Source organism: Pseudarthrobacter sp. NPDC092202, assembly GCF_044755505.1.
Classification (GTDB): Bacteria; Actinomycetota; Actinomycetes; order Actinomycetales; family Micrococcaceae; genus Arthrobacter.
This window is the reverse complement of sequence record NZ_JBIVRG010000015.1, coordinates 73,809-94,193: the sequence shown is the minus strand read 5'-3', so window position 1 is coordinate 94,193 and position 20,385 is coordinate 73,809. Positions and strand designations below refer to the sequence as shown.

General features: G+C 67.3%; 20 protein-coding genes. 11 read left to right on the top strand and 9 right to left on the bottom strand.

The annotated features are described in order from the left end of the window. The first annotated feature begins 217 nt into the window (after window positions 1–217). From ACIQF4_RS18405 to ACIQF4_RS18385, 5 genes are all read left to right on the top strand, one after another. Window positions 218–1,189 (top strand): NAD(P)-dependent alcohol dehydrogenase, encoded by a 972-nt coding sequence (locus ACIQF4_RS18405; protein WP_400517101.1) that lies wholly within the window; start codon window positions 218–220, stop codon window positions 1,187–1,189. A 164-nt stretch (window positions 1,190–1,353) separates the two neighbouring features. Further along, window positions 1,354–2,190 (top strand): IclR family transcriptional regulator, encoded by an 837-nt coding sequence (locus ACIQF4_RS18400; RefSeq protein WP_400517100.1) that lies wholly within the window; start codon window positions 1,354–1,356, stop codon window positions 2,188–2,190. A gap of 198 nt (window positions 2,191–2,388) precedes the next feature. After that, on the top strand, window positions 2,389–4,086 hold the full coding sequence (gene hutU, locus ACIQF4_RS18395) for a urocanate hydratase (protein ID WP_400517099.1): 1,698 nt from the start codon (window positions 2,389–2,391) through the stop codon (window positions 4,084–4,086). 5 nt (window positions 4,087–4,091) lie between these two features. Then, window positions 4,092–5,684 carry a histidine ammonia-lyase gene (hutH, locus tag ACIQF4_RS18390; protein ID WP_400517098.1) on the top strand — a complete coding sequence of 531 codons (1,593 nt, stop codon included), beginning with the start codon at window positions 4,092–4,094 and terminating at the stop codon, window positions 5,682–5,684. 163 nt (window positions 5,685–5,847) lie between these two features. Further along, a complete protein-coding gene (locus ACIQF4_RS18385) occupies window positions 5,848–6,084 on the top strand; it encodes a hypothetical protein (protein ID WP_400517097.1) in 237 nt (78 codons plus the stop codon). A gap of 96 nt (window positions 6,085–6,180) precedes the next feature. Here the strand turns inward: ACIQF4_RS18385 and ACIQF4_RS18380 are convergent, their stop codons facing one another. Next, window positions 6,181–6,438 (bottom strand): hypothetical protein, encoded by a 258-nt coding sequence (locus ACIQF4_RS18380; protein WP_400517096.1) that lies wholly within the window; start codon window positions 6,436–6,438, stop codon window positions 6,181–6,183. Window positions 6,439–6,651: 213 nt separating this feature from the next. Between ACIQF4_RS18380 and ACIQF4_RS18375 the strand changes: the two genes are divergently transcribed. Further along, entirely contained in the window at window positions 6,652–7,527 is an 876-nt protein-coding gene (locus ACIQF4_RS18375; RefSeq protein WP_400517095.1) for a fumarylacetoacetate hydrolase family protein, read from the top strand. On the opposite strand, the gene ACIQF4_RS18370 is transcribed toward ACIQF4_RS18375, so the two are convergent. From ACIQF4_RS18370 to ACIQF4_RS18355, 4 genes are read right to left on the bottom strand one after another with little or no spacing between them, the layout of a single operon-like run. Beyond that, window positions 7,524–7,916 carry a universal stress protein gene (locus ACIQF4_RS18370; RefSeq protein WP_400517094.1) on the bottom strand — a complete coding sequence of 131 codons (393 nt, stop codon included), beginning with the start codon at window positions 7,914–7,916 and terminating at the stop codon, window positions 7,524–7,526. The genes ACIQF4_RS18375 and ACIQF4_RS18370 overlap by 4 nt on opposite strands. A gap of 51 nt (window positions 7,917–7,967) precedes the next feature. Continuing rightward, window positions 7,968–9,626, bottom strand: a complete 1,659-nt coding sequence (locus tag ACIQF4_RS18365; protein ID WP_400517093.1) for a tripartite tricarboxylate transporter permease — start codon at window positions 9,624–9,626, stop codon at window positions 7,968–7,970. After that, entirely contained in the window at window positions 9,626–10,129 is a 504-nt protein-coding gene (locus ACIQF4_RS18360) for a tripartite tricarboxylate transporter TctB family protein (RefSeq protein WP_400517092.1), read from the bottom strand. Before ACIQF4_RS18360 ends, ACIQF4_RS18365 begins: the two co-directional genes overlap by 1 nt. After that, complete coding sequence (locus ACIQF4_RS18355; protein WP_350000961.1) at window positions 10,126–11,136, bottom strand: tripartite tricarboxylate transporter substrate-binding protein; 1,011 nt, start codon at window positions 11,134–11,136, stop codon at window positions 10,126–10,128. The genes ACIQF4_RS18360 and ACIQF4_RS18355 overlap by 4 nt, the downstream gene beginning before the upstream one ends. 230 nt (window positions 11,137–11,366) lie before the next feature. Here ACIQF4_RS18355 and ACIQF4_RS18350 point away from each other — a divergent pair, with 230 nt between their 5' ends. From ACIQF4_RS18350 to ACIQF4_RS18340, 3 genes are all read left to right on the top strand, one after another. Then, window positions 11,367–11,636, top strand: a complete 270-nt coding sequence (locus ACIQF4_RS18350; RefSeq protein ID WP_400517091.1) for a hypothetical protein — start codon at window positions 11,367–11,369, stop codon at window positions 11,634–11,636. Between the two features lie 140 nt (window positions 11,637–11,776). Further along, entirely contained in the window at window positions 11,777–13,354 is a 1,578-nt protein-coding gene (locus ACIQF4_RS18345) for an ATP-binding protein (protein ID WP_400517105.1), read from the top strand. Then, entirely contained in the window at window positions 13,351–14,019 is a 669-nt protein-coding gene (locus ACIQF4_RS18340) for a response regulator (protein WP_400517090.1), read from the top strand. Before ACIQF4_RS18345 ends, ACIQF4_RS18340 begins: the two co-directional genes overlap by 4 nt. A gap of 7 nt (window positions 14,020–14,026) precedes the next feature. Here ACIQF4_RS18340 and ACIQF4_RS18335 read toward each other — a convergent pair whose 3' ends face one another. From ACIQF4_RS18335 to hutG, 3 genes are all read right to left on the bottom strand, one after another. After that, window positions 14,027–15,037: a cation diffusion facilitator family transporter gene (locus ACIQF4_RS18335; protein ID WP_400517089.1), complete on the bottom strand. Its 1,011-nt coding sequence runs from the start codon at window positions 15,035–15,037 to the stop codon at window positions 14,027–14,029. Next, window positions 15,034–15,519: a transporter substrate-binding domain-containing protein gene (locus ACIQF4_RS18330; RefSeq protein WP_400517088.1), complete on the bottom strand. Its 486-nt coding sequence runs from the start codon at window positions 15,517–15,519 to the stop codon at window positions 15,034–15,036. Before ACIQF4_RS18330 ends, ACIQF4_RS18335 begins: the two co-directional genes overlap by 4 nt. 99 nt (window positions 15,520–15,618) lie before the next feature. Then, window positions 15,619–16,611: a formimidoylglutamase gene (gene hutG / locus ACIQF4_RS18325; protein WP_400517087.1), complete on the bottom strand. Its 993-nt coding sequence runs from the start codon at window positions 16,609–16,611 to the stop codon at window positions 15,619–15,621. A gap of 180 nt (window positions 16,612–16,791) precedes the next feature. Here hutG and ACIQF4_RS18320 point away from each other — a divergent pair, with 180 nt between their 5' ends. Next, window positions 16,792–18,096 carry a cation:proton antiporter gene (locus ACIQF4_RS18320; RefSeq protein ID WP_400517086.1) on the top strand — a complete coding sequence of 435 codons (1,305 nt, stop codon included), beginning with the start codon at window positions 16,792–16,794 and terminating at the stop codon, window positions 18,094–18,096. Window positions 18,097–18,137: 41 nt separating this feature from the next. Here ACIQF4_RS18320 and ACIQF4_RS18315 read toward each other — a convergent pair whose 3' ends face one another. Then, entirely contained in the window at window positions 18,138–19,577 is a 1,440-nt protein-coding gene (locus ACIQF4_RS18315; protein WP_104188071.1) for an NCS2 family permease, read from the bottom strand. Between the two features lie 111 nt (window positions 19,578–19,688). Between ACIQF4_RS18315 and ACIQF4_RS18310 the strand changes: the two genes are divergently transcribed. After that, window positions 19,689–20,357 (top strand): copper resistance protein CopC, encoded by a 669-nt coding sequence (locus ACIQF4_RS18310; RefSeq protein ID WP_400517085.1) that lies wholly within the window; start codon window positions 19,689–19,691, stop codon window positions 20,355–20,357. Window positions 20,358–20,385: the final 28 nt, after the last annotated feature.

Genomic DNA, 20,385 nt, shown 5'->3' with positions numbered 1-20,385 from the left:
CCATCCCTCAAGGATGTCCGCCTCGCCACTTCCCGGACCTTTTCCAATGAGGCAACGTATCCCGCTACGCGGACCTTTCTCATGAGTCAACGCGCCCCCTTGACTCGGTGCTGGCTTTTCCCTAGGTTGGGGGCCTGCTGCCAGCGCGCCGGACGGTGCGGGACAGGCTGCCGGGGAATGCGTTCCGGTACCTGCGGCGGCCCAAAGGAGATCAAGCATGAAAGCTGTCGTGCAGGACGTCTATGGGACCGCGGACGTGCTTGAGCTGCGGGATATTGCCCGGCCTGCAGCGGGCAAGGGGGAGGTCCTGGTCAGCGTGCGGGCCGCCGGGGTGGAGCAGGGCGTGTGGCACCTGATGACCGGGCTGCCCTACTTGATCCGGCTTTTTGGCTTTGGCCTGAAGAAGCCCAAAGTGCCCGTGCGGGGCCGGGAAGTGGCCGGCGTTGTGGAGGCGGTTGGAGCCGGCGTGACCCGCCTCAAGGCTGGGGACGAGGTCTTCGGCACGTCGGAGGGGTCCTTTGCCGAGTACGTGTGTGCCAGGGAGGGCAGGCTGGCCGCGAAACCCCGGAACCTCTCATTCGAAGAAGCGGCAGTGGCACCCATCTCCGGCGTCACGGCCCTGCAGGCAGTTAGGGACGCCGGGCAGGTTACGGTCGGCCAGAAGGTGCTGGTCATTGGGGCCGGCGGGGGAGTGGGGTCCTTCGCGGTGCAAATAGCCAAGGCCTTTGGTGCGGACGTGACGGGGGTATGCAGCACCGGCAAAGTTGAACTGGTCCGGTCCCTCGGCGCTGACGCAGTGGTGGATTACACGCGGGAGGACTTTGCTGCTGGCGGGGTGCGGTACGACGTCATCCTGGATACCGCCGGCAACCGTCCGCTCTCCGTCCTCAAGCGCGCTCTCGGACCGCGGGGCACGCTGGTGCTCGTCGGGGGCGAGCGCGGTGGAAAGCTGACCGGTGGCTTCGAAAGGTCACTCGCGGCACCCTTGTTCTCGCTTTTCTCCCGGCAGGAATTCAAGGGCCTGGTGTCGAAGGAGACGCACCTTGACCTTGAAGCCCTGGCATCCCTCGTTGAGGCTGGAAGCGTTAAGCCAGTTGTGGACAAGGTCTTCACGCTTGCGGAAGCACCGGCCGCCATCACCTATCTCCGGGAGGGCCGCCGCCTCGGGAAAGTAGTAGTCAGGACCTGACTGCGCCAGGATGCGCGCCGGGTGGAACCTTTCCGGTCTCCGGGATGTCTGATATCCCAGACATGGAGCATTCCCTCGGGCCGCAACCGCCTCCGTTCAGGGCGCAAGGTTAAGTACGGGATACCGGACAGGGCTGCGAGGCCCCGCAAAGCAATGGAGTAATAATGCTGTTGGACACTGAGGCCGGCCCTGGAACCAGCGGCGCACCACAGGCAGCATCGAAGGCGACGTCCAAAGTCCCCGCTGCCGAGAACACCCTGCGCATCCTCAAACTGCTGGCGTCGCGGCGTGGCCCCATGGCGGCGTCGCAAATCGCCTCCACCCTGGGCCTGCCGCGTTCCAGCGTCTACCACCTGCTGGGCGTCATGGAAGCAAACGGGTTTGTCCTCCACCTCCATGAGGAGCAGCGGTACGGGCTGGGCATCAGCGCGTTCGAGCTCAGCTCCGCCTACTCCCGGCAGGAACCGCTGTCCCGCCTGGGCCGGCCGTTGCTTGCCTCCCTCGTGGATGCGCTGGGCGAGAGCGCGCACCTTGCCGTGCTGCATGGGCGGGACGTCCTCTACATCGTGGAAGAGCGGGCCAAGAACCGGCCGTCCCTGGTGACCGACGTCGGCGTCCGGCTACCCAGCCACCTCACCGCGAGCGGCCGCGCCATCCTCGCAGCCCTTCCCAAGTCCCAGGTCCGCGCGCTCTATCCGAACGCTGCTGCCTTCACCGCCCGGCACGAGGTGGAAGGGGCAATCATGAAGTACTCGGCGCTGTCCTCCCACCTGGACCAGGTGAGGCAGCGCGGCTATGCCACGGAACATGGCGAGGTCACGCCGGGCTTTGGCTCGATCGCCGCCGCCGTGACGGACCACCTGGGATGGCCGACGGCGGCCGTCGCCGTCACGTTCCTCGAGGACAAGGTGCCGGCAGGGCAGTGGCCGGCGCTTGCTGCGCGCGTCCAGAAGGCCGCCGATGAGCTCTCGGTCCGGCTCCACGGCCGGCCCGCCAAGTAGTCCCGTCCCCACCCGGATTGCGCCATCACCGGGAGCTCGCAAACCTTCGCCTTTGGGACGGTCGGGGACGGGGCAAGGGAGGGAAGGCGAGCGTCCGGTATCCCGGACAGTACCCACGTCCACGCCCTGTTTCTGCCGCTGCGGACAGGCTTTAGTAGATACAGAACTTCCAGTACACCCCTACCTGAAGGAGCCCCCATGGCACCCGCCGATTTCACCACCGGTGCCCGCCCGGTCAAAGCAGCCCGCGGCACCGAGCTCACCGCCAAGTCCTGGCAGACCGAGGCGCCGCTGCGCATGCTGATGAACAACCTGGACCCCGAGGTCGCGGAGCGCCCGGATGACCTGGTGGTCTATGGCGGCACGGGCCGCGCCGTTCGCTCCTGGGCTGCTTTTGACGCGATCACCCGGACGCTGGAAACCATGGAAAAGGACGAGACCCTCCTGGTGCAGTCCGGCAAGCCGGTGGGCGTGTTCCGCACCAACGAGTGGGCGCCGCGGGTCCTGCTGGCCAACTCCAACCTGGTGGGCGACTGGGCCACCTGGCCCGAGTTCCGCCGCCTCGAGGCCGAGGGCCTGATGATGTACGGGCAGATGACCGCGGGGTCCTGGATCTACATCGGCACCCAGGGCATCCTGCAGGGCACCTTCGAGACCTTTGCCGCGATCGCCCGCAAGCTCACCGGGGACGAGAACGGCACCCTTGCCGGCACCCTGACCCTCACCGGCGGCTGCGGCGGCATGGGCGGCGCCCAGCCGCTCGCCGTCACCCTGAACGAGGGCGCGTGCCTGATTGTCGACGTCGACGAGACCCGCCTGCGCCGCCGTGCCGGCAAGCGCTACCTCGACGAAGTGGAAACAGACCTCGACGCCGCCATCGCCAAGGTCCTGAAGGCCAAGGAAGAGCGCCGCGGCTGGTCCGTGGGCTACGTGGGCAACGCCGCCGAGGTGTTCCCCGAAATCCTGCGCCGCCACAACGCGGGCGAGCTGACCGTGGACATCGTCACCGACCAGACATCAGCCCACGATCCGCTGAGCTACCTGCCCGAAGGCATCTCCGTGGCGGAATGGCACCGCGAAGCCGAGGCGGACCCGGAAGGCTTCACCAAGAAGGCCCAGGCTTCCATGGCCCGGCACGTCCAGGCCATGGTGGAATTCCAGGACGCCGGCGCCGAGGTGTTCGACTACGGCAACTCCATCCGCGACGAGGCACGCAAGGGCGGCTACACCCGGGCCTTCGAGTTCCCCGGCTTCGTCCCCGCCTACATCCGCCCGCTGTTCTGCGAGGGCCTGGGCCCGTTCCGCTGGGTGGCACTCTCCGGTGACCCCGAGGACATCCGCGTCACCGATGAGGCCATCAAGGAACTCTTCCCGGAGAACAAGCACCTGCACCGCTGGATTGACGCCGCGCAGGAACGGGTGGAGTTCGAAGGCCTGCCCGCCCGGATCTGCTGGCTCGGCTACGGCGAACGCGCCAAGGCCGGCCTGCTGTTCAACCAGCTCGTCAAGGAAGGCAAAGTCAAGGCGCCCATCGTGATCGGCCGCGACCACCTGGACTCCGGTTCAGTCGCCTCCCCGTACCGCGAAACCGAGGCCATGGCCGACGGCTCCGACGCAATTGCCGACTGGCCCATGCTCAACGCCCTGCTCAACACCGCCTCCGGTGCCACCTGGGTGTCCCTGCACCACGGCGGCGGCGTGGGAATCGGCCGCTCCATCCACGCCGGCCAGGTGTCCGTCGCCGACGGCACCGACCTCGCCGCGGAGAAACTCGAGCGCCTCCTGACCAACGACCCCGGCATGGGCGTCATCCGGCACGCCGACGCCGGCTACGACCGCGCCCTGGACGTCGCCAGGGAACGCGGCGTCCGCATCCCAATGAACGAGAGCAAGTAAAAACCATGACCGCCATTACCCACGAACCGCTGACCGTCACCCTCGGCACCAGCGGGGTCACGCCCGAAGATGTTGTCGCCGTCGCGCGCCACAACGCGAAGGTGTCCATCTCCCCTGAAGCACTGCAAACCGTTGCCAAGGTCCGGGCCCATATTGACGATCTCGCCGCCAGCGACATCCCGGCATACGGAATCTCCACCGGCTTCGGCGCCCTTGCTAACCGCCACATTCCCAACGAGCTGCGCACCCAGCTGCAAAAGAGCCTGATCCGCAGCCATGCCGCCGGCATGGGGCCGGCCGTGGAACGCGAAGTGGTGCGCGGCATCATGTTCCTCCGCGCCAAGACCCTGGCCTCCGGCCGTACCGGCGTCCGCCCCGTGGTCCTGCAGACCATGGTGGACGTCCTCAACGCCGGCATCACGCCGGTGGTCCGCGAGTTCGGATCGCTGGGCTGCTCCGGCGACCTTGCGCCCCTGTCGCACTGCGCCCTGGTCCTGATGGGTGAAGGCGAGGCGGAAGGACCCGACGGCGCCACGTACGGCGCGCGGGGAGAACGGCCTGTTGCTGAGCTGCTTGCAGCCCACGGCATCGAGCCGGTCACCCTGGCGGAGAAGGAAGGACTGGCGCTGGTCAACGGCACAGAGGGCATGCTGGGCATGCTGCTCATGGCCATCGCCGACCTTCGGCAGCTGCTGACGACGGCGGACATCACCGCGGCGATGAGCGTCGAGGCGCTGCTGGGCACCGACCAGGTGTTCCTCCCGGAACTGCATGCGGCACTGCGCCCCCACCCGGGGCAGGCGGCCAGCGCTGACAACATGCTGCGCGTATTGTCCGGTTCACCGATCGTCGCTTCCCACCGCGTCGGCGACTCGCGCGTGCAGGACGCCTACTCGCTCCGCTGCGCCCCGCAGGTCACCGGCGCGGTCAGGGACACACTGGACCACGCGGACCTGGTGGCGTCCCGCGAACTGGCCGCGGCCATCGACAACCCGGTGGTGCTGCCCGACGGACGGGTCAGCTCGAACGGCAACTTCCATGGCGCCCCGGTTGCGTACGTCCTGGATTTCCTGGCCATCGCCGTCGCGGACCTCAGCTCCATTGCCGAGCGGCGGACGGACAGGATGCTGGACCCCGCCCGGTCCCACGGCCTTCCCGCATTCCTCGCAGCGGACCCCGGCGTCGATTCCGGGCTCATGATCGCCCAATACACCCAGGCCGGGCTGGTCTCGGACAACAAGCGGCTTGCGGTCCCCGCATCGGTGGACTCCATCCCGAGTTCGGCCATGCAGGAAGACCACGTCTCCATGGGCTGGCACGCTGCCCGCAAGCTCCGCAAGGCAGTGGAAAATTTGCGGCGCGTCCTGGCGATCGAGCTGGTGACGTCCGCGCGGGCGCTGGACATCCGCAGCCAGCTCTCCGGTGGGGTGCTGACTCCGGGGCCGGCGGGCGCCGCCGTCGTCGGTGCACTGCGGACGGTGGTGGACGGGCCGGGGACGGACCGCTTCCTGTCCCCGGAGCTTGAAGCCGCGGACCGGCTGGTCGCAGCAGGGGAGGTCCGCCGCGCAGTCGAATCAGCGGTAGGCGCGCTGGCCTGACGGGCGAAGAATCTTCAGGGCTTCGGCACAAAGCGTCCGCCTGATGAAATTTCCAGCGGCACAGACATCGGGCGGACCCGGAGTGTAGTAGAACTGAAGGTGTAGTGAAAGTCACATCAAAGAGGCTGTGGCGCCGAACATATACAAAGGGGTAGAAGTTCAAATGAAAGCACGTGGGGCAGTCCTGTCGAGGCGCAATGCCCATTCCGCCGTTATTTCCGACTGGAGGGGACTCCAGGCCGGGGAACGCGTCGAGATCATCAAGCAGGCGCATGTGGTGGCCGCCGGGGAGGTGGAAGAAGTGTCGCAGAGCGGAAACGTTCTGTGGCTCGTGCCGGCGGGTCCGTCCGAAAAGCAGCTCTTTTTGAAGTCCGACGGCGTGCAGGTCCGCCGCGGCTGACAGCCCCGGTAACCGCAGGTACAAAAGTCCCCGCCGCTGCGTTCGCAGCGGCGGGGACTTTTGCCTATGCGGGGAGAGGCGTCCCGTCGCAAACTGTCAGGCGGCGATGGCCTCGTAGGTCTCACCGAAGGGGACCGATTCATCCAGTGCCACGGTGTAGCGGCCGGGGTGCAGCCTGGTCACCAGGATGCCGCAGGTTGCGTCATGGGCGGCAACCTCTATGAGTTCCGCAACTGCTTCTTCCAGGCCCGCGTGGACGTCGCCCGCCGTGGAGAACTCCAGGTCGATCGACCGGAGAGCCGGGGCGGCGGGGGTGGAGTCGGCGCGGACGCGCTCCATGGTTGCTGTCGTCATGTCAAACTTTCTGTGTTCCATGCCTTGGGGCATCCCAATCATACCCGCTACTTTGTGGAAATGTCAGATGTCCGTCCTTTGGTGCGTCGAGGAGGACCTCTCGGCCAGCAGGGGAGGCGGCGGCCTTCCAGTCACAATGCGGCGCGTTGGCGGCGGGTCAGCGCATCAGCAACCATGGTAGGAACGTGCAACGTCAGCTCGAAGGAGAACTGGATGAAAATCATGCGCCTGGGCGAAATAGGCGGGGAACAGCCGGCCGTTATGGTGCCGTCCGCGGGCGGGTCCGGCCGGTATTACAGCCTGCTGCCGCTGACCCAGGACGTGGACGGCGCGTTTCTGGCCTCCGGAGGAATGGACAAGGTCCGCCACGCGCTGGAAGCCGGGCTGCTGCCGGAACTGCCAGGAGCCGAGGCGCTCCGGATTGGGCCTCCGCTTGCCAGGCCCGGCTCAGTGGTGGGCATCGGGATGAACTACGCCGCGCATGCTGCAGAGTCGGGTTCCCCGCCCCCGGAGGTTCCGGTGGTGTTCCTCAAGCCGAGCAATACTGTTGCGGGGCCGTTCGATCCCTCCCCCGTACCGCCGAACTCCAGCAAGTACGACTGGGAAGTGGAGCTGGGAATCGTCATCGGCAGGGAAGCCAGCTACCTGGAATCCGTAAGGGAGGCGGAGGACTGCATCGCTGGTTATGTCACCGCCAACGACCTCTCCGAGCGTGAGTACCAGCTCCCCGGGGCGGCCGGCCAGTGGACCAAGGGCAAGTCCCTCCCCGGCTCCACGCCGCTGGGCCCGTGGCTGGTTCCGGCAGACGAGATCGACGGCGGGAGCCTGCGGTTGCGGAGCTGGGTCAACGGGGAGCCGCGCCAGGACTCCAAAACCTCAGAGCTCATCTTCGACGCAGCCACCCTTGTCCACCACTGCAGCCAGTACATGCGGCTGGAGCCCGGTGATGTCATCATCACCGGGACTCCAGAAGGTGTGGCCCTCAGCGGACGCTTTCCCTACCTCCAGCAAGGGGACGTCGTCGAAGTGGAGGTTGAGGGGCTGGGGCGCCAGCGCCAGGAGCTGTTCCGGGCTGGCGGACAGGGCTAGCCTGCCTTCACCGCCAGGACGGGGCAGTCCGCCTCCAGCAGGATCCGCTGTGAGACGCTGCCCATGATGAGCTTGCCCACCGGAGTCCGGCGGCGCAGGCCGATCACGATCAGCTCGGCGTTGTTTTCCTCGGCGGCATCCAGTACCTCGGCGGCGGCATCGTGTCCACGGACCGGCTGCTTGATCACATGGTCGATGCCCTGGGTGGCCAGGCGATCCTCGATGCTCTGGATGTCCGGCTCCTGGGCGTAGCGGTTGTCCACCAGGGCGTCGCCCTTGGACGAGTTGATGACCAGCAGCCTGGTGTTGCTCTTCCGGGCTTCGGTGATGGCCTGGGTCAGGGCGGCTTCGCCCTCGGGGGTAGGGACGTATCCCACAACGATCGTCATGACTGTTCCTTAGGTAGTGGTGTCTGGGGCTCGAAGGGAGGGCGCCGTGGCTCAGTCGCTGCCGCCGCCGTCGCCCCCGTCGCCGCCGCTGTGGCTCCCGCCGTCGGCCCGGTGGCTGCCGTGGCTCACGGTTCCGCCGGCTTCGCGCGGCGCGGAGGTGGCCTCGGGGGCCGAGCGCAGGGATCCGTCCGGGCTTGCAGGCGCGTCGGCAGGTGCAGCTTGGACGGGCCGGTTGCGCCGGACCAGCTTGAAAATGAACGGCCATACCAGGATCAGCGCCACGATGATGTAAACAACGATGGCGATGGGCTCGCTCCAGAGCCCGGCCGGGTCGCCGGCGCTGAGCTGCAGGCTCTTGCGCAGCTGGCCTTCGATCCGGGGCCCCAGGATGACGCCAAGGATCAGGGGCAGCACGGGCAGCCCGAACCGGCGCATCATGAACCCCAGTGCGCCCAGCGCAAGCAGGAGGACCAAGTCGAAGGCCTGCAGGTTAACCGAGTAGGCGCCCAGGGTGGCGAAGAACAGGATGCCGGCGTACAGGTACGGCCGGGGCAGTTGCAGGAGCTTGGCCCACAGGGGAGCCAGCGGCAGGTTGATCAGCAGGAGCAGCAGGTTGCCGATGAACAGGCTTGCGATCAGCGCCCAGACCAGGGGTCCCTGGCTGGAGAACAGCTGCGGGCCCGGCTGGATGCCGTAGGAGGTGAAGGCTGCCAGCATGACGGCGGCAGTGGCGTTGGTGGGAAGGCCCAGCGCCAGCATAGGGGTCAGGGTTCCGGCGGCGGCTGCGTTGTTGGCAGCTTCCGGACCGGCGACGCCCTCGATAGCTCCCTTGCCGAACTCCTCGGGGTGCTTGCTGAGCCGCTTCTCCGTCACATAGGACAGGAAGGTGGGGATTTCCGCGCCGCCGGCGGGAAGGGCGCCGAACGGGAATCCGAAGGCGGTGCCGCGAAGCCAGGGCTTCCAGGAACGGCTCCAGTCCTTCTTACCCATCCAGGGCCTGCCGACCGGGATGACGTGCAGGGGGGTGCGGCGCAGGTGCGCAGCAACCCACAGGGCTTCGCCCACAGCGAAGATGGCCACTGCCACCACAACGATGTCCAGGCCGTCCGCGAGCAGCGGCTGGCCGAAAGTCAGGCGGCGCTGGCCGGTGACGGAGTCGATGCCCACCAGGCCGATGGCCAGGCCGAGGGCCAACGAGGAGAAGCCGCGGAGCCGGGATGAACCCAGTACGGCTGTGACGGCCAGCAGGGCCAGCACCATGATGGCGAAGTAGCTGGGAGCGCCCAGGCTGACGGCGAATTCCACCACGATGGGGGCGCAGACGGCCAGGAGCGCGGTGCCGATGGTGCCGGCGATGAACGAGCCGATGGCCGCCGTCGCAAGCGCCTGTGCGGCCCGCCCCGCTTTGGCCATTTTGTTGCCTTCGATCGCCGTCACCACCGAGGACGATTCACCAGGTGTGTTCAGCAGGATCGAGGTGGTGGAGCCGCCATACATGCCGCCGTAGTAGATGCCGGCGAACATGATGAAGGCGCTGGTGGGTTCCAGGGCGTAGGTGACCGGCAGGAGCAGGGCCACGGTCATGGCCGGGCCGAGGCCGGGCAGGACGCCGACGGCGGTGCCCAGGATGACGCCGATGACGGCGTAGAGGAAGTTCATGGGGGTCAGGGCGGTTGCGAAACCGTCCATCAGTGAGGACCAGACGTCCATCAGAGGATTCCTTCCAGGAGTCCGGCGGGCAGTGCGATGCCCAGCCCGAGGTAGAAGCCGTAGAAGGTCAGCAGGGACAGGGCTACGGAGATGAGCCCGTCACGGATGTAGCGGCGGCTGCCCAGTGCCAGGACGCTGCCCCAGAACAGGACGGTGCCGGAGATGACCCAGCCGGCCCAGTCGATGAGCAGGATGTTCAGGATAAAAGCACCCGCCAGGGGCAGGATGGTCTTCCAATCGGCGGGATGGGTGAGGTCGATGTCCTCGCCGCCCTCCGCCTCGCCCTGGCCGCCCCGGATCACGTTGATGGCCAGCAGCACTGCGCAGGCAACCAGCAAACCGGCCACGATGAACGGAACCGTTTTGGGACCAACCGGGTCCGACTGGGAGTACGGGGTTACCAGGCCGTTGGCGTCCAGGAAGACAAGGACGCCAACCGCGCCGAGCAGGAGGGCAACCCCCAGCTCGGCGCGGCCTTTAAGGCCTGTGGTCAGGGAGCTCACGCCAACCCAAGCTTGGTGAGGACGTCCGCCACCCGCTTGTCCTGCTCGGTGAGGAACGTCTCGAACTCGTCGCCGGTGATGAAGGCGTCGGTCCAGCTGTGGGTCTTCAGCGCTTCCTTCCAGCCTTCAGTTGCGTGCATCTCCTCGAGGGCGGCGATCAGGGAAGCCTTATCCTCGTCGCTGATGCCCGGAGGGGCCACAATGCCGCGCCAGTTGGTGAACACCAGATCGATGTTGGATTCCTTCAGGGTGGGCGCGTCGACACCCTCCAGGCGCTCCGCACCGCTGGTTGCCAGCACGCGCACCTCACCGGATTCGATCTGCTGCAGGTACTCACCGGCACCGGAAGCGGCAAAACCAAGCTTGTTCCCAAGGATCGCGGGCAAGAGGTCTCCGCCGCCGTCGTAGGAAACGAAGTTCACCTTGGTGGCGTCAATGCCCACAGCGCCGGCCAGCTGCATGGGCAGGAGGTGGTCCGGGCCGCCCGGCGAGGAGCCGCCGCCTACGGAGATGGAAGCCGGGTCGGCCTTCCAGGCAGCCACCAGGTCGTCGATGGTCTTGTAGGGGGAATCCTTGCTGACCATGATCGCGCCCGGTTCTTCGATCAGGCGGGCCAGCGGGGTGGTCTCGGTCAGCTTGGACTCGGACTTGTTGGTGTAGCTGGCTCCAACGACGCCCAGCCCCATCAGCATGGTGAGGTCGCCGTTGCCCTTTTCGTTGACCACGCGGGCCAGGCCCACGGTGCCGCCGGCGCCGGCGAGGTTGAAGACCTCGGTGTTGGTGGAGATCTTCTCGTCGTCGAGGACCTTCGCTGCCGCGCGTGCGGTGGTGTCGTAGCCGCCACCCGGGGTGTTGGGGACCATGATCTGCAGTCCGGTGATAGGTCCGGCGGCGGCGCCGGAGCTTTCCGAACCGGTGGAGCTCTTCCCGGTGGCACCGCAGCCGGTGGCCATCAGGGCGATGCCGGCGGCGACGGCGGCGACTCGCAATGCGCGGATCTGGCGCATGGTGTTCCTCTTCTCAGTAATGCAATTCTCTACAGGATGATCAGCGGACCTGATCTGTCCTTCGATGCTAGGCCCGGTGGTGACGGCCATCACTCTTGTGTACGCAGAGAAAGTTAAGTTCATTGCGTTCACGTTTCCGGCTTCCCACCAGGCTTCGGTCCACGCTGCCTTTCGCCCGCGTGTGCGTCGCACTTTAGGCTGGAAGCCGGCGACGGAATTGGGGGGTTGGCATGGCCGAACGAGGCGGGCGTTACGGAACGGTGCCGGCAGCATGGATGGGGATAGCCGTGGTCCTGCTGGCGCTGGTGCCGGCAGCCATGCGGGTTGCAGAGGGGCGGGCGGGTTGGCTGGAGGCGCTGTTCATCCTGGCCGGCGCCGGTTTCATCACGTTCCATGCAACCCGGCTGGTGCTGCTGCACCGCGCGGGCGGGAATGCGGGAGCAGGCTCGGGCGCAGCCCGCGGGAGTGGCGGGAAAGAGGACGACGGCGGTCTCCGCTGACTGTCCCGCAGGCTGCGGTATAGTTCCGGTACGCCGGGAGGGGGCGGGCAGCGCGCTCCCCGTGTCTGAGCTAAGGGTGCCTGCGCCCAGGCACCCGAACCACCACCAAAGGAATCCACGCAGTGACGCGACGAAGAGGAATGTCCCTCGCCGGGCAGTACCTTGTGCTCCAGTTGCTGATTGTCCTGGCAGTGCTCGTGGCCGTGGTGGCCATCTCCCTGGCCCAGTCCGCTGCCGCCTTTGAGCGCACCGAAGGCAGGAGGGCGCTCTCCGCCGCCGAAGCGCTCGGCAACAACCCGACCGTGCGGGCTTTGCTGCCCGAGGCCCAGCCTCGGGTGGGGTCAGCCCTGCCGGCGGTGGCCGAGTCCGTCCGGACCGTCTCGGGATCGTCGCACGTCACCCTGGCGAAGCTGGACGGGACGGTGGTTGCCGCGTCCGATCCGGGACTGCTGGGCCAGCCCCTGGAGCTCGGAGCCAGCAGGGTGATGGAGGGCAGGGCGTGGACCGGCGTGCTGGACAAGAGCGGAACCGCCGTCCTGTCCGCCCATGTTCCCGTCCTTGACGATTCGGGAAAGATGATCGGCATCGCCTCGATCAGCCGCAACTACCCGTCCACCCTTGAACGGCTGGGCGACGCCGTCCCCAACCTCCTGACCTACCTCGGCGTGGCCAGCGTCCTGGGCGTGGCGGGGTCCCTGCTGTTGTCGCGGCGGGTCAAGCGCCAGACCCTGGGCATGGAACCGAGCGAGATCACCGGGCTGGTGGAAAACCGCGAGGCCATGCTGCACGGACTGAAGGAAGGCGTGGTGGCGCTGGACCCGCACGAGCGCGTTACGGTGGCGAACGACAGTGCCCGGGAACTCCTGGGCCTGCCGCCGGACTGCGTTGGCAGGAAAGTTGCTTCCCTTCCCGTGGACCCGGCCGTCAAGGTGGTCCTGACCCGCGACCAGCCGGACCCGGACCAGCTTGTGCTGGTGGGGGAGCGGCTGGTGGTGCTGAACCGTGTTCCCATCCGCTCCCGCGGCCGCAACATCGGCTCGGTGACTACGCTGAGGGACCGGACAGAGCTGTCCTCCCTTGAACGTGAACTGGGCGCCACCCGCACCGCCACGGACACGCTGCGCGCGCAGGCCCACGAGTTCGCCAACCAGCTGCACGTGATTTCCGGCCTGATCCAGATCGGCGAATACGATTCCGTGGTGCAGTTCGTCAACGGCGCTACGGTGGACCGGACCAGGCTGAACGATGAAGTGACCAGCAGGATCCTGGACCCCGCGCTCGCCGCCCTGCTGATTGCCAAGTCCAGCCTCGCCACCGAGCGCGGCGTGGCACTGCAGCTTGACCCGCAGTCCGCGTTGGGCCCGGTCAGCGATGACTTGTCCCGGGACCTCACCACCGTTGTGGGGAACCTGGTGGACAACGCGTTCGACGCCGTCACGGGGCTTCCGGAGGCAGCCGTCAGGGTGCTGGTGGAAGACGGCAAGGACCATGTCACCGTCACGGTCCGGGATTCCGGCCCGGGGGTCCCGGACGAGGCCGTGGAGGACATCTTCCGCCAGGGGTTCTCCACCAAGGAAGCCGGCCCGGCGGAGAGCCGCGGCTTCGGGCTGGCGCTCTCCCGGGTGGTCTGCCGGCGCTCCGGCGGGGACCTCACCGTGGCCAATGACAACGGGGCAGTCTTCACCGCACGATTCAAAAGAGGTGCAACGCAGCCATGATCAAGGTGCTGATCGTCGACGACGACTTCATGGTGGCCAAGGTCCACGCCGGGTTCATCCAGCGGACACCCGGCTTCGCCGTGGTGGGCGTGGCCCACACCGGTGCCCAGGCAGTGATCGAGACGGAACGGCTGAAGCCCGACCTGGTGCTGCTGGACATCCACCTTCCGGACATCAACGGCCTGGACCTCATGCACCGGCTGCGGGACGTTGCCCCGGAGCTGGACGTACTGGTGATCAGTGCGGCCCGCGAGGTGGAGACCGTGCGCAAGGCCCTCCGCGGCGGAATTGTGCACTACCTGATCAAGCCGTTTTCGCAGTCGGACCTGCAGGAGCGCCTGGAACATTACCGCAGTGCGTACCAGGGGCTGGATTCAGCCAAGGATGTGGCTGAGCAGTCGGACGTCAACCGGGTGTTCGGCCTGGACCGGACCGAGCGGCCGCTGCCCAAGGGCTGCAGCATCGAGACCCTGAAGCTCGTCGAGGCCGCCCTGAACGCTGCGGCCGGAGACCTCTCCGCGGCTGAGGTGGCCGAACAGCTGGGAACGTCCCGGGTCAGCGCCCGGCGCTACCTGGAGTACCTGCACGATGAAGGGACCCTGGACGTGAGGCTCAAGTACGGCGTGGGGCGTCCGGAGCGGCGCTATGTCCTCAAGGGCCTCTAGCAGGCGTTCAGTGCTCACCGCCGGAAGTGGGTCCCGGGAGGAACTCCGAGGGCAGCTCCGCGACCGGAATGATCACCATGTCCTGCACCTTCCAGTCCATGGCCACGCAGTCCTTGCGTGCTGCCTCAAGCTGTTCCAGCGCCGGGACGGCACCCCCGGCCGGAACCACGAAGGACTCTATGTGGAAAACGTGTCCTTCATCGCGGATCCGCGACCTCGCGTCGGTTGCCCAGTCCAGGCTGCGGAGGTAGCCGTCCACCTGCCGGCCCAGCGGATGCGGTTCGCCGTCGTCGTAGGTCATGGCCCGCTTGTCCATGAGTGCGGAGACGGCGGCGCGGGTGTTCTTGAATCCGTCATGGAGGATGCTGGCAGAAATCAGGAGCGCCGCGGCATAGTCGGCCCACCACAGCCCAAGGCCGATTCCGCCGACGCCGGTCACCGCCGCAACGGCGGTCATCCAGTCCGCCTTGTTCATGTCCGCGTCCGCGTACAGCACTTTGTCGTGCAGTTGCTCGGCAAGCTTCATCTTCATCCTGCCCAGGACCACGGGCGGTGCCGCGGTGAGGAACATAACGCCCATCATCAGCCAGCCCAGCCAGATGGTGCTGCCGAATAGCTCGATGCCGCCGATGGTGGGGTGCTCCGCCTTCAGCAGGCCGAGCCCGGATTCCACCAGGAGGTAGCCGCCCATGACCGTCAGGGCAACAGCCGCCACAAGGTGCGCCACCCCCGTTGACCGGTGGTAGCCGTAGGGGTGGTCCTCCGACGGCGGCTTCCGGATGATGCGGGCTGCAATGAGGAAGGAGATGGGCGGCAAAAAGGAGAGGAGGTCCTCGATCCAGGCCGCCTTCATGGCCTGCGAGTTGCCCAGCACCAGGAACACCAGGGTGGTGGTCACCGCAAGGAAACCCATGGTGGCCCACTCGAGCCTGGCGGCCTTGCGCAGCGCTTCCCGCTGCTCCGCCGGGAGTTCGGTGTGGCCGAACCGCACGGTGCCGCCGCTTCGAAGGTCCGTCATTGCTCTGCCTTCACTTCCATCAGGTACTTGTCCAGTTCAAGCAGGAAGGCGTTCTCGCCGAGCGGCACCAGCATGACGTGCTTGTGGAGGCTTCCGCGCCCGTCCCGCGATTCGGCGTAGGGCCGGGTCAAACCGGCGTGGGTCACCCAGGGTGTTTTGTCGTCCAGGCCGCCGATCGCCAGATCCAGCCCGCCGTGCTTGAGTTCGTCGGCCAGGACCTGTTCTGTTCCGGCAACCCATTCGATCTCGGCCCCCAGCCGGGCTGCGAAATCCTTCACCAGCTCCGCTTCCATGCCTTGGACATCATTGCTGCTGAGCCTGCCCCCTCCCGGAGCAGTAATCCGCACCCAGTCTCCGTTCATGCTGGCCCCCACGCGGAGGGTTCCGCCCCGCACCCTCTCCAGGGTCCCCTCGGGATCGGCGGGGAAGCTGGATCCGCAGCCGCTCAGGACCATCAGGATGGCCAGCAGCAGGCCTGCCATTATTCCTCGGCGCCGCATCGGGCCCGCTCCCTTCCGTCGGTAATGGGTCCAATAATAGACAGCATACTTACTTTTTTGGGAGCCGTGTCCTGCTCTGGATCAGCGCAGCAGGGTATCCAGCAGCCGCGCGGCCACCCGGGCGGTCCGGCCGTCCACGTCTAGTGCGGGGTTCAGCTCTGCAATGTCCAGGTGCAGCAGTTTCCCGCTCCAGGCCACCTGCCGGCACACCGCGGCGATAACCGGAAGAGGTACGCCGTACGCCGCCGGCGCACTGACGCCCGGGGCCACGCCGGCCGGCAGCACGTCGAGGTCGATGGTCAGGTAGAGCACGTCGATCCCGTCAAGGAACCCGGCCACGAAGGCGCGGACACGGTCGGCCTCGCAGTCCTCGTCCAGCAGGTAGCGCACGCCGAGCGCCCGCGCCGTGTCAAAAAGTGCCCGCGTGTTGTTGGGTTCGGAAATTCCGACGACGGCGTAGCGGAAGTCGCGCCCGGCGGCCGCTTCCGCACGGGCCATCTGCAGGAACGGCGTACCGGACGTGGCCACCGGTTCCTCCCGCAGGTCGAAGTGGGCGTCAAGGTTCAGGATGCCCAGCCGCTTCCCGCCCCGGACAGCCTCGGAGGCGGCCACTCCCAGATAGCTCGCGAAGGCCGTTTCATGGCCGCCGCCCAGCACCGCAGCCAGGTGTCCGGCGTCGAGCAGTGCCGCTACGGCCCGGCCGGCGCGTTCCTGGCCGGATTCAAGGTCACCGCCTGACACCACCACGTCCCCGGCGTCGTGCACGGCACGGTCCAGATGGAACGCAAGGGGGCCCAGCGCCTTGCGGATCGCTGCGGGTGCGGCCGCCGCGCCGGTGCGGCCCTTGTTCCGGCGCACCCCCTCATCGCTGGCGAAGCCCAGCAGGGTGGCGGGCTTGGAATCCCCGCCGGCATCAACCCCAGCACCCATGAGGTCCTCCGCTCCGGTACCTGGTGTCCCGCCGTCGTAAGCACTGACTGCCTGCCACCAGCGGCGGTGCGCGGCATCATCGCCGTCGTACCTCCCCTTCCAGGGCTGGGGCGGGAGGTCAACGGCAGGTGTGGAAGGGGCCATGCTCCAAGCTCACCGCATGCGGAGGGCGAAAACCAGCAGCCCCGCGGCCGCCCTGTCTGGAATCCAAGATCGTCAGCGTCTGCCGGCAGCAGGGGCTATTGTGGAGCAACCCCTTCCCCCGGGGACCCCATCACCTTTTGCGCCGGACGGCGCATCAGATTTAGGCCGGAGAACAGTCCCGTGTTTGAAGCCCCCAGCATCCTCTTTGCTGCCGCCGGCGCGGCCGTGTTTACCGCAGCTGTCCTCCCCAAGCTCCTGCGCAATATGCCGTTCTCCATGCCCATGGTTTTCCTTGGTGCCGGCATGGCGGCGTTCGCCCTGATTCCAACGCTTCCGGACCCGGATCCCATGGCACACAGCGACTTTGTGGTGCACCTGACGGAGATCTGCGTCATCATCTCGCTGATGGGCGCCGGGCTTGCCCTGGACCGCCCCGTGGGCCGCAAGCGCTGGGCCACCACCTGGCGGCTACTCGGAATCGCCATGCCGCTGTGCATCGTCGCCCTGACCCTGCTGGGCCTGTGGTTCCTGGGCCTGGGCCTTGGCGCTGCCCTGCTCGTGGCCTCGAGCCTGGCGCCCACGGACCCGGTCCTGGCCTCCGAAGTGCAGGTGGGCGAGCCCGCGGACGAGGAAGAGGGCGCGGACAAGGAAGATGAGGTCCGCTTTGGCCTCACGTCCGAAGCCGGCCTCAACGACGGCCTGGCGTTCCCCTTTGTGTACCTGGCCATCGCCATCAGCATCGTGGGCTCATCCCCGGGGGCCTGGTTCCCGGAATGGTTTGGGGTGGACGTCCTGTGGCGGCTGGCCATCGGGTTGCTGCTGGGCTTCCTCACCGGCAAGCTCCTGGCGCGGCTGTTCTTCTCTGCCCGCGTGGACAGCCTCCGGCTGTCCAACCACTCGGAAGGCTTCGTGGCCCTCGCCGCAACGTTCCTCGCGTACGGCGCCACCGAGATGATCGAGGGCTACGGTTTCATCGCGGTGTTTGTCTGCGCCGTGACCATCCGGGCCGCTGAGCACACGCACGGCTACCACCGGGTGCTGCACTCCTATGTGGAGCAGCTGGAGCGGCTCATGACGGTGGTGATCCTGGTGCTGCTGGGCGGCGCGATTGCACGGGGGCTGCTTGCCGGCATCGGCTGGACCGAGGTGCTGGTGGCGCTGGCCTTCCTGATGCTGGTGAGGCCGTTGGCAGGCTGGGTGGGGCTGCTGGGCGGCAAGACCGGTCCCCGCGAGCGGATCGCCCTCTCGTTCTTCGGGATCAGGGGTATCGGATCGCTGTACTACCTCTCCTATGCGCTGGGCAAAGGCGAGTTCGCCGGCCAGGCGGAGGAGCTGTGGGCTTTTGTGGGGCTGGTGGTGGCGCTGTCCATCGTGATCCACGGCGCCACCACCTCGCCGCTCATGAACCGCCTGGACAAGCTCCGGGAAAAGAAAGCCCGCGCGTTGACCGGTGATGAAGGCCTGGCGCCGAACACTCCCGTGTAAGGCGCCAGGCCTGGGGTTTTTCATGCAGCCGGAGCCGCGGGCTACATTCCCAGTGCCGCCTCGATGGGCCCCACAGCGAAGAACAGCAGGAACGCGCCGGCTACGGCCCACATGAGCGGGTGGATCTCCTTGACCCGGCCCTGGACGGTGCGGATCAGGACAAAGGCGATGAAGCCGGCGCCCAGGCCGTTGGCGATGGAGTACGTGAACGGCATCAGGGTGAAGGTCAGGAAGGCCGGGATGGCGATGCCCCAGTCCTGCCAGTCAATCCTGCCCACCTGGGACACCATCATGAAACCCACCACCACCAGGGCGGGGGCCACCGCTTCGAAGGGCACCAGGTTGATCAGCGGGGTGAAGAACATGGCCACCAGGAACAGCAGCCCGGTGACGATCGAGGCCACGCCCGTGCGGGCACCTTCGCCGATTCCGGCGCCGGCTTCCACGTAGATCTGGTTGGAGGAAACCGAAGCGCCGCCGCCCACGATCGCCCCGAGGGCATCCACCTGCAGCACGCGGTCCACGTCCGGGATGTTGCCGTGTTCATCGACTGTTCCGGCCTCGTTGGCCAGGCCCACCATGGTCCCCATGGCATCGAAGAAGATGCTCAGCAGGATGACGAAGGCGAGCAGGGTGGCGGCAACGAAGCCCAGGTGCTCGAAGGCGCCGAACGGGTTTGCCTTGCCAATCAGGGACAGGTCCGGGGCGGCCCAACCGGTGAAGGTCGGCGCCACCAGGGACCAGCCCTGGGGGTTGGAGGTCTCGCCGTCGAAGCTCGGTCCGATGTGCAGGGTCATCTCCAGGAGCACCGAGATGATGGTGGAGGTGATGATGCCGATCAGGATGGCGCCCTTGACCTTGCGCACCACCAGGGCGATGGTCAGGATCAGGCCGAAGATGAACACGGCGGTGGGCCAGCCCAGGAGCTTGCCGTCGTAGCCCAGGCCCACGGGCACGGTGGTGCCGGCGACGTCAGGGATGCGGCGGACGAAGCCGGCGTTGACCAGGCCGATCAGCGCGATGAACAGGCCGATGCCCACCACAATGGCTGTCTTGAGCCCGTCCGGAACGGCCTTGAACACGGCGGTGCGGAATCCGGTGAGCACCAGGATCAGCATGGTGACGCCGGAGAGCACCACCAGGCCCATCATGTCCGGCCAGGTCAGGCCCGGGTTGGTGGCCACGGTGACGGCCACGAACGCGTTGACGCCCAGGCCGGTGGCAAGCGCGAAGGGGTGCTTGGCCCAGGCCCCCATCAGGATGGTCAGGATGCCTGCCACGAAGGCAGTCACAGCGGCAACGGCGGTGAACCCCAGGGTGGTGCCGCTGGAGTCCGGTCCGGAGAGAATCAGGGGGTTCAGCACCACGATGTAGCTCATGGCGAAGAAGGTGGCGAAGCCGCCGCGGATCTCGCGGGAAAGGTTGGAACCGCGCTCGGTGATCTTGAAGTACCGGTCCAGGGCAGAGCCTTGCTTAAGCATTAGTCCTCCGGGGAAGTCTGTGGGGATACCTGCATCCTATGGGGGCGGCGGCTGGGCGGCAGGCATTTTCGCCTAGTCTGTAAGGAAGCCAACACAAGGAGCCGCCACAGCATGCGTCCCATCCGCCAGATCCTGACCCTGGGGCTCGGGCTCCTCGTTTTCGCCGCCGCGGTGCTGGGCCTCGCCGCTCCCGCCGCCGCGCATGACGCCGCGGAATCCAGTGCCCCCGCCGCCGGCGCGTCGCTGCCCGCCCCGCCCGAACAGGTTTCGGTGACCTTCAACAACACTCCGCTGGGTATCGGCGCCGCGTTCTCCGTCAAGGACGCCGGCGGCACCGAGTGGGCGGAGGGACCCGTGGACATCGTGGACAACGTAGCGTCCCAGAAGCTGAAGGCCGGAGGCCCGGCGGGGGAGTACACGGTGGCCTGGCGCGTGGTCAGCGCAGACTCGCATCCCATTGAGGGGACGTTCACCTTTACGGCCGCCTCGGCCGGGCAAGGTGCCGCGCCGGCAACAAGTCCAGCGCCGGCTACAACTCCAGCGGCCTCAGGAAGTCCGACGGCGGCGGGTACAGCCGCCGCCCCGGGCGCCGGCACAGGCACCGCCCCCGCGATGGGGACGGCCCAGCCGGGCACCACGGGTGAGCCTGAACAGGTGGGCTCCGGGGAGCCGTTCCAGTGGAGCATCGTTATTTTTGCCGCCGTGGCTGTGGGGTTGCTGGCCACCCTTGCCATCCTGGCCCGGCGCCGGCTGGCGGCGGGCACGGACGACGAACCGTGACGGGTGCCGGCGAAACCGCCGGCAGGGA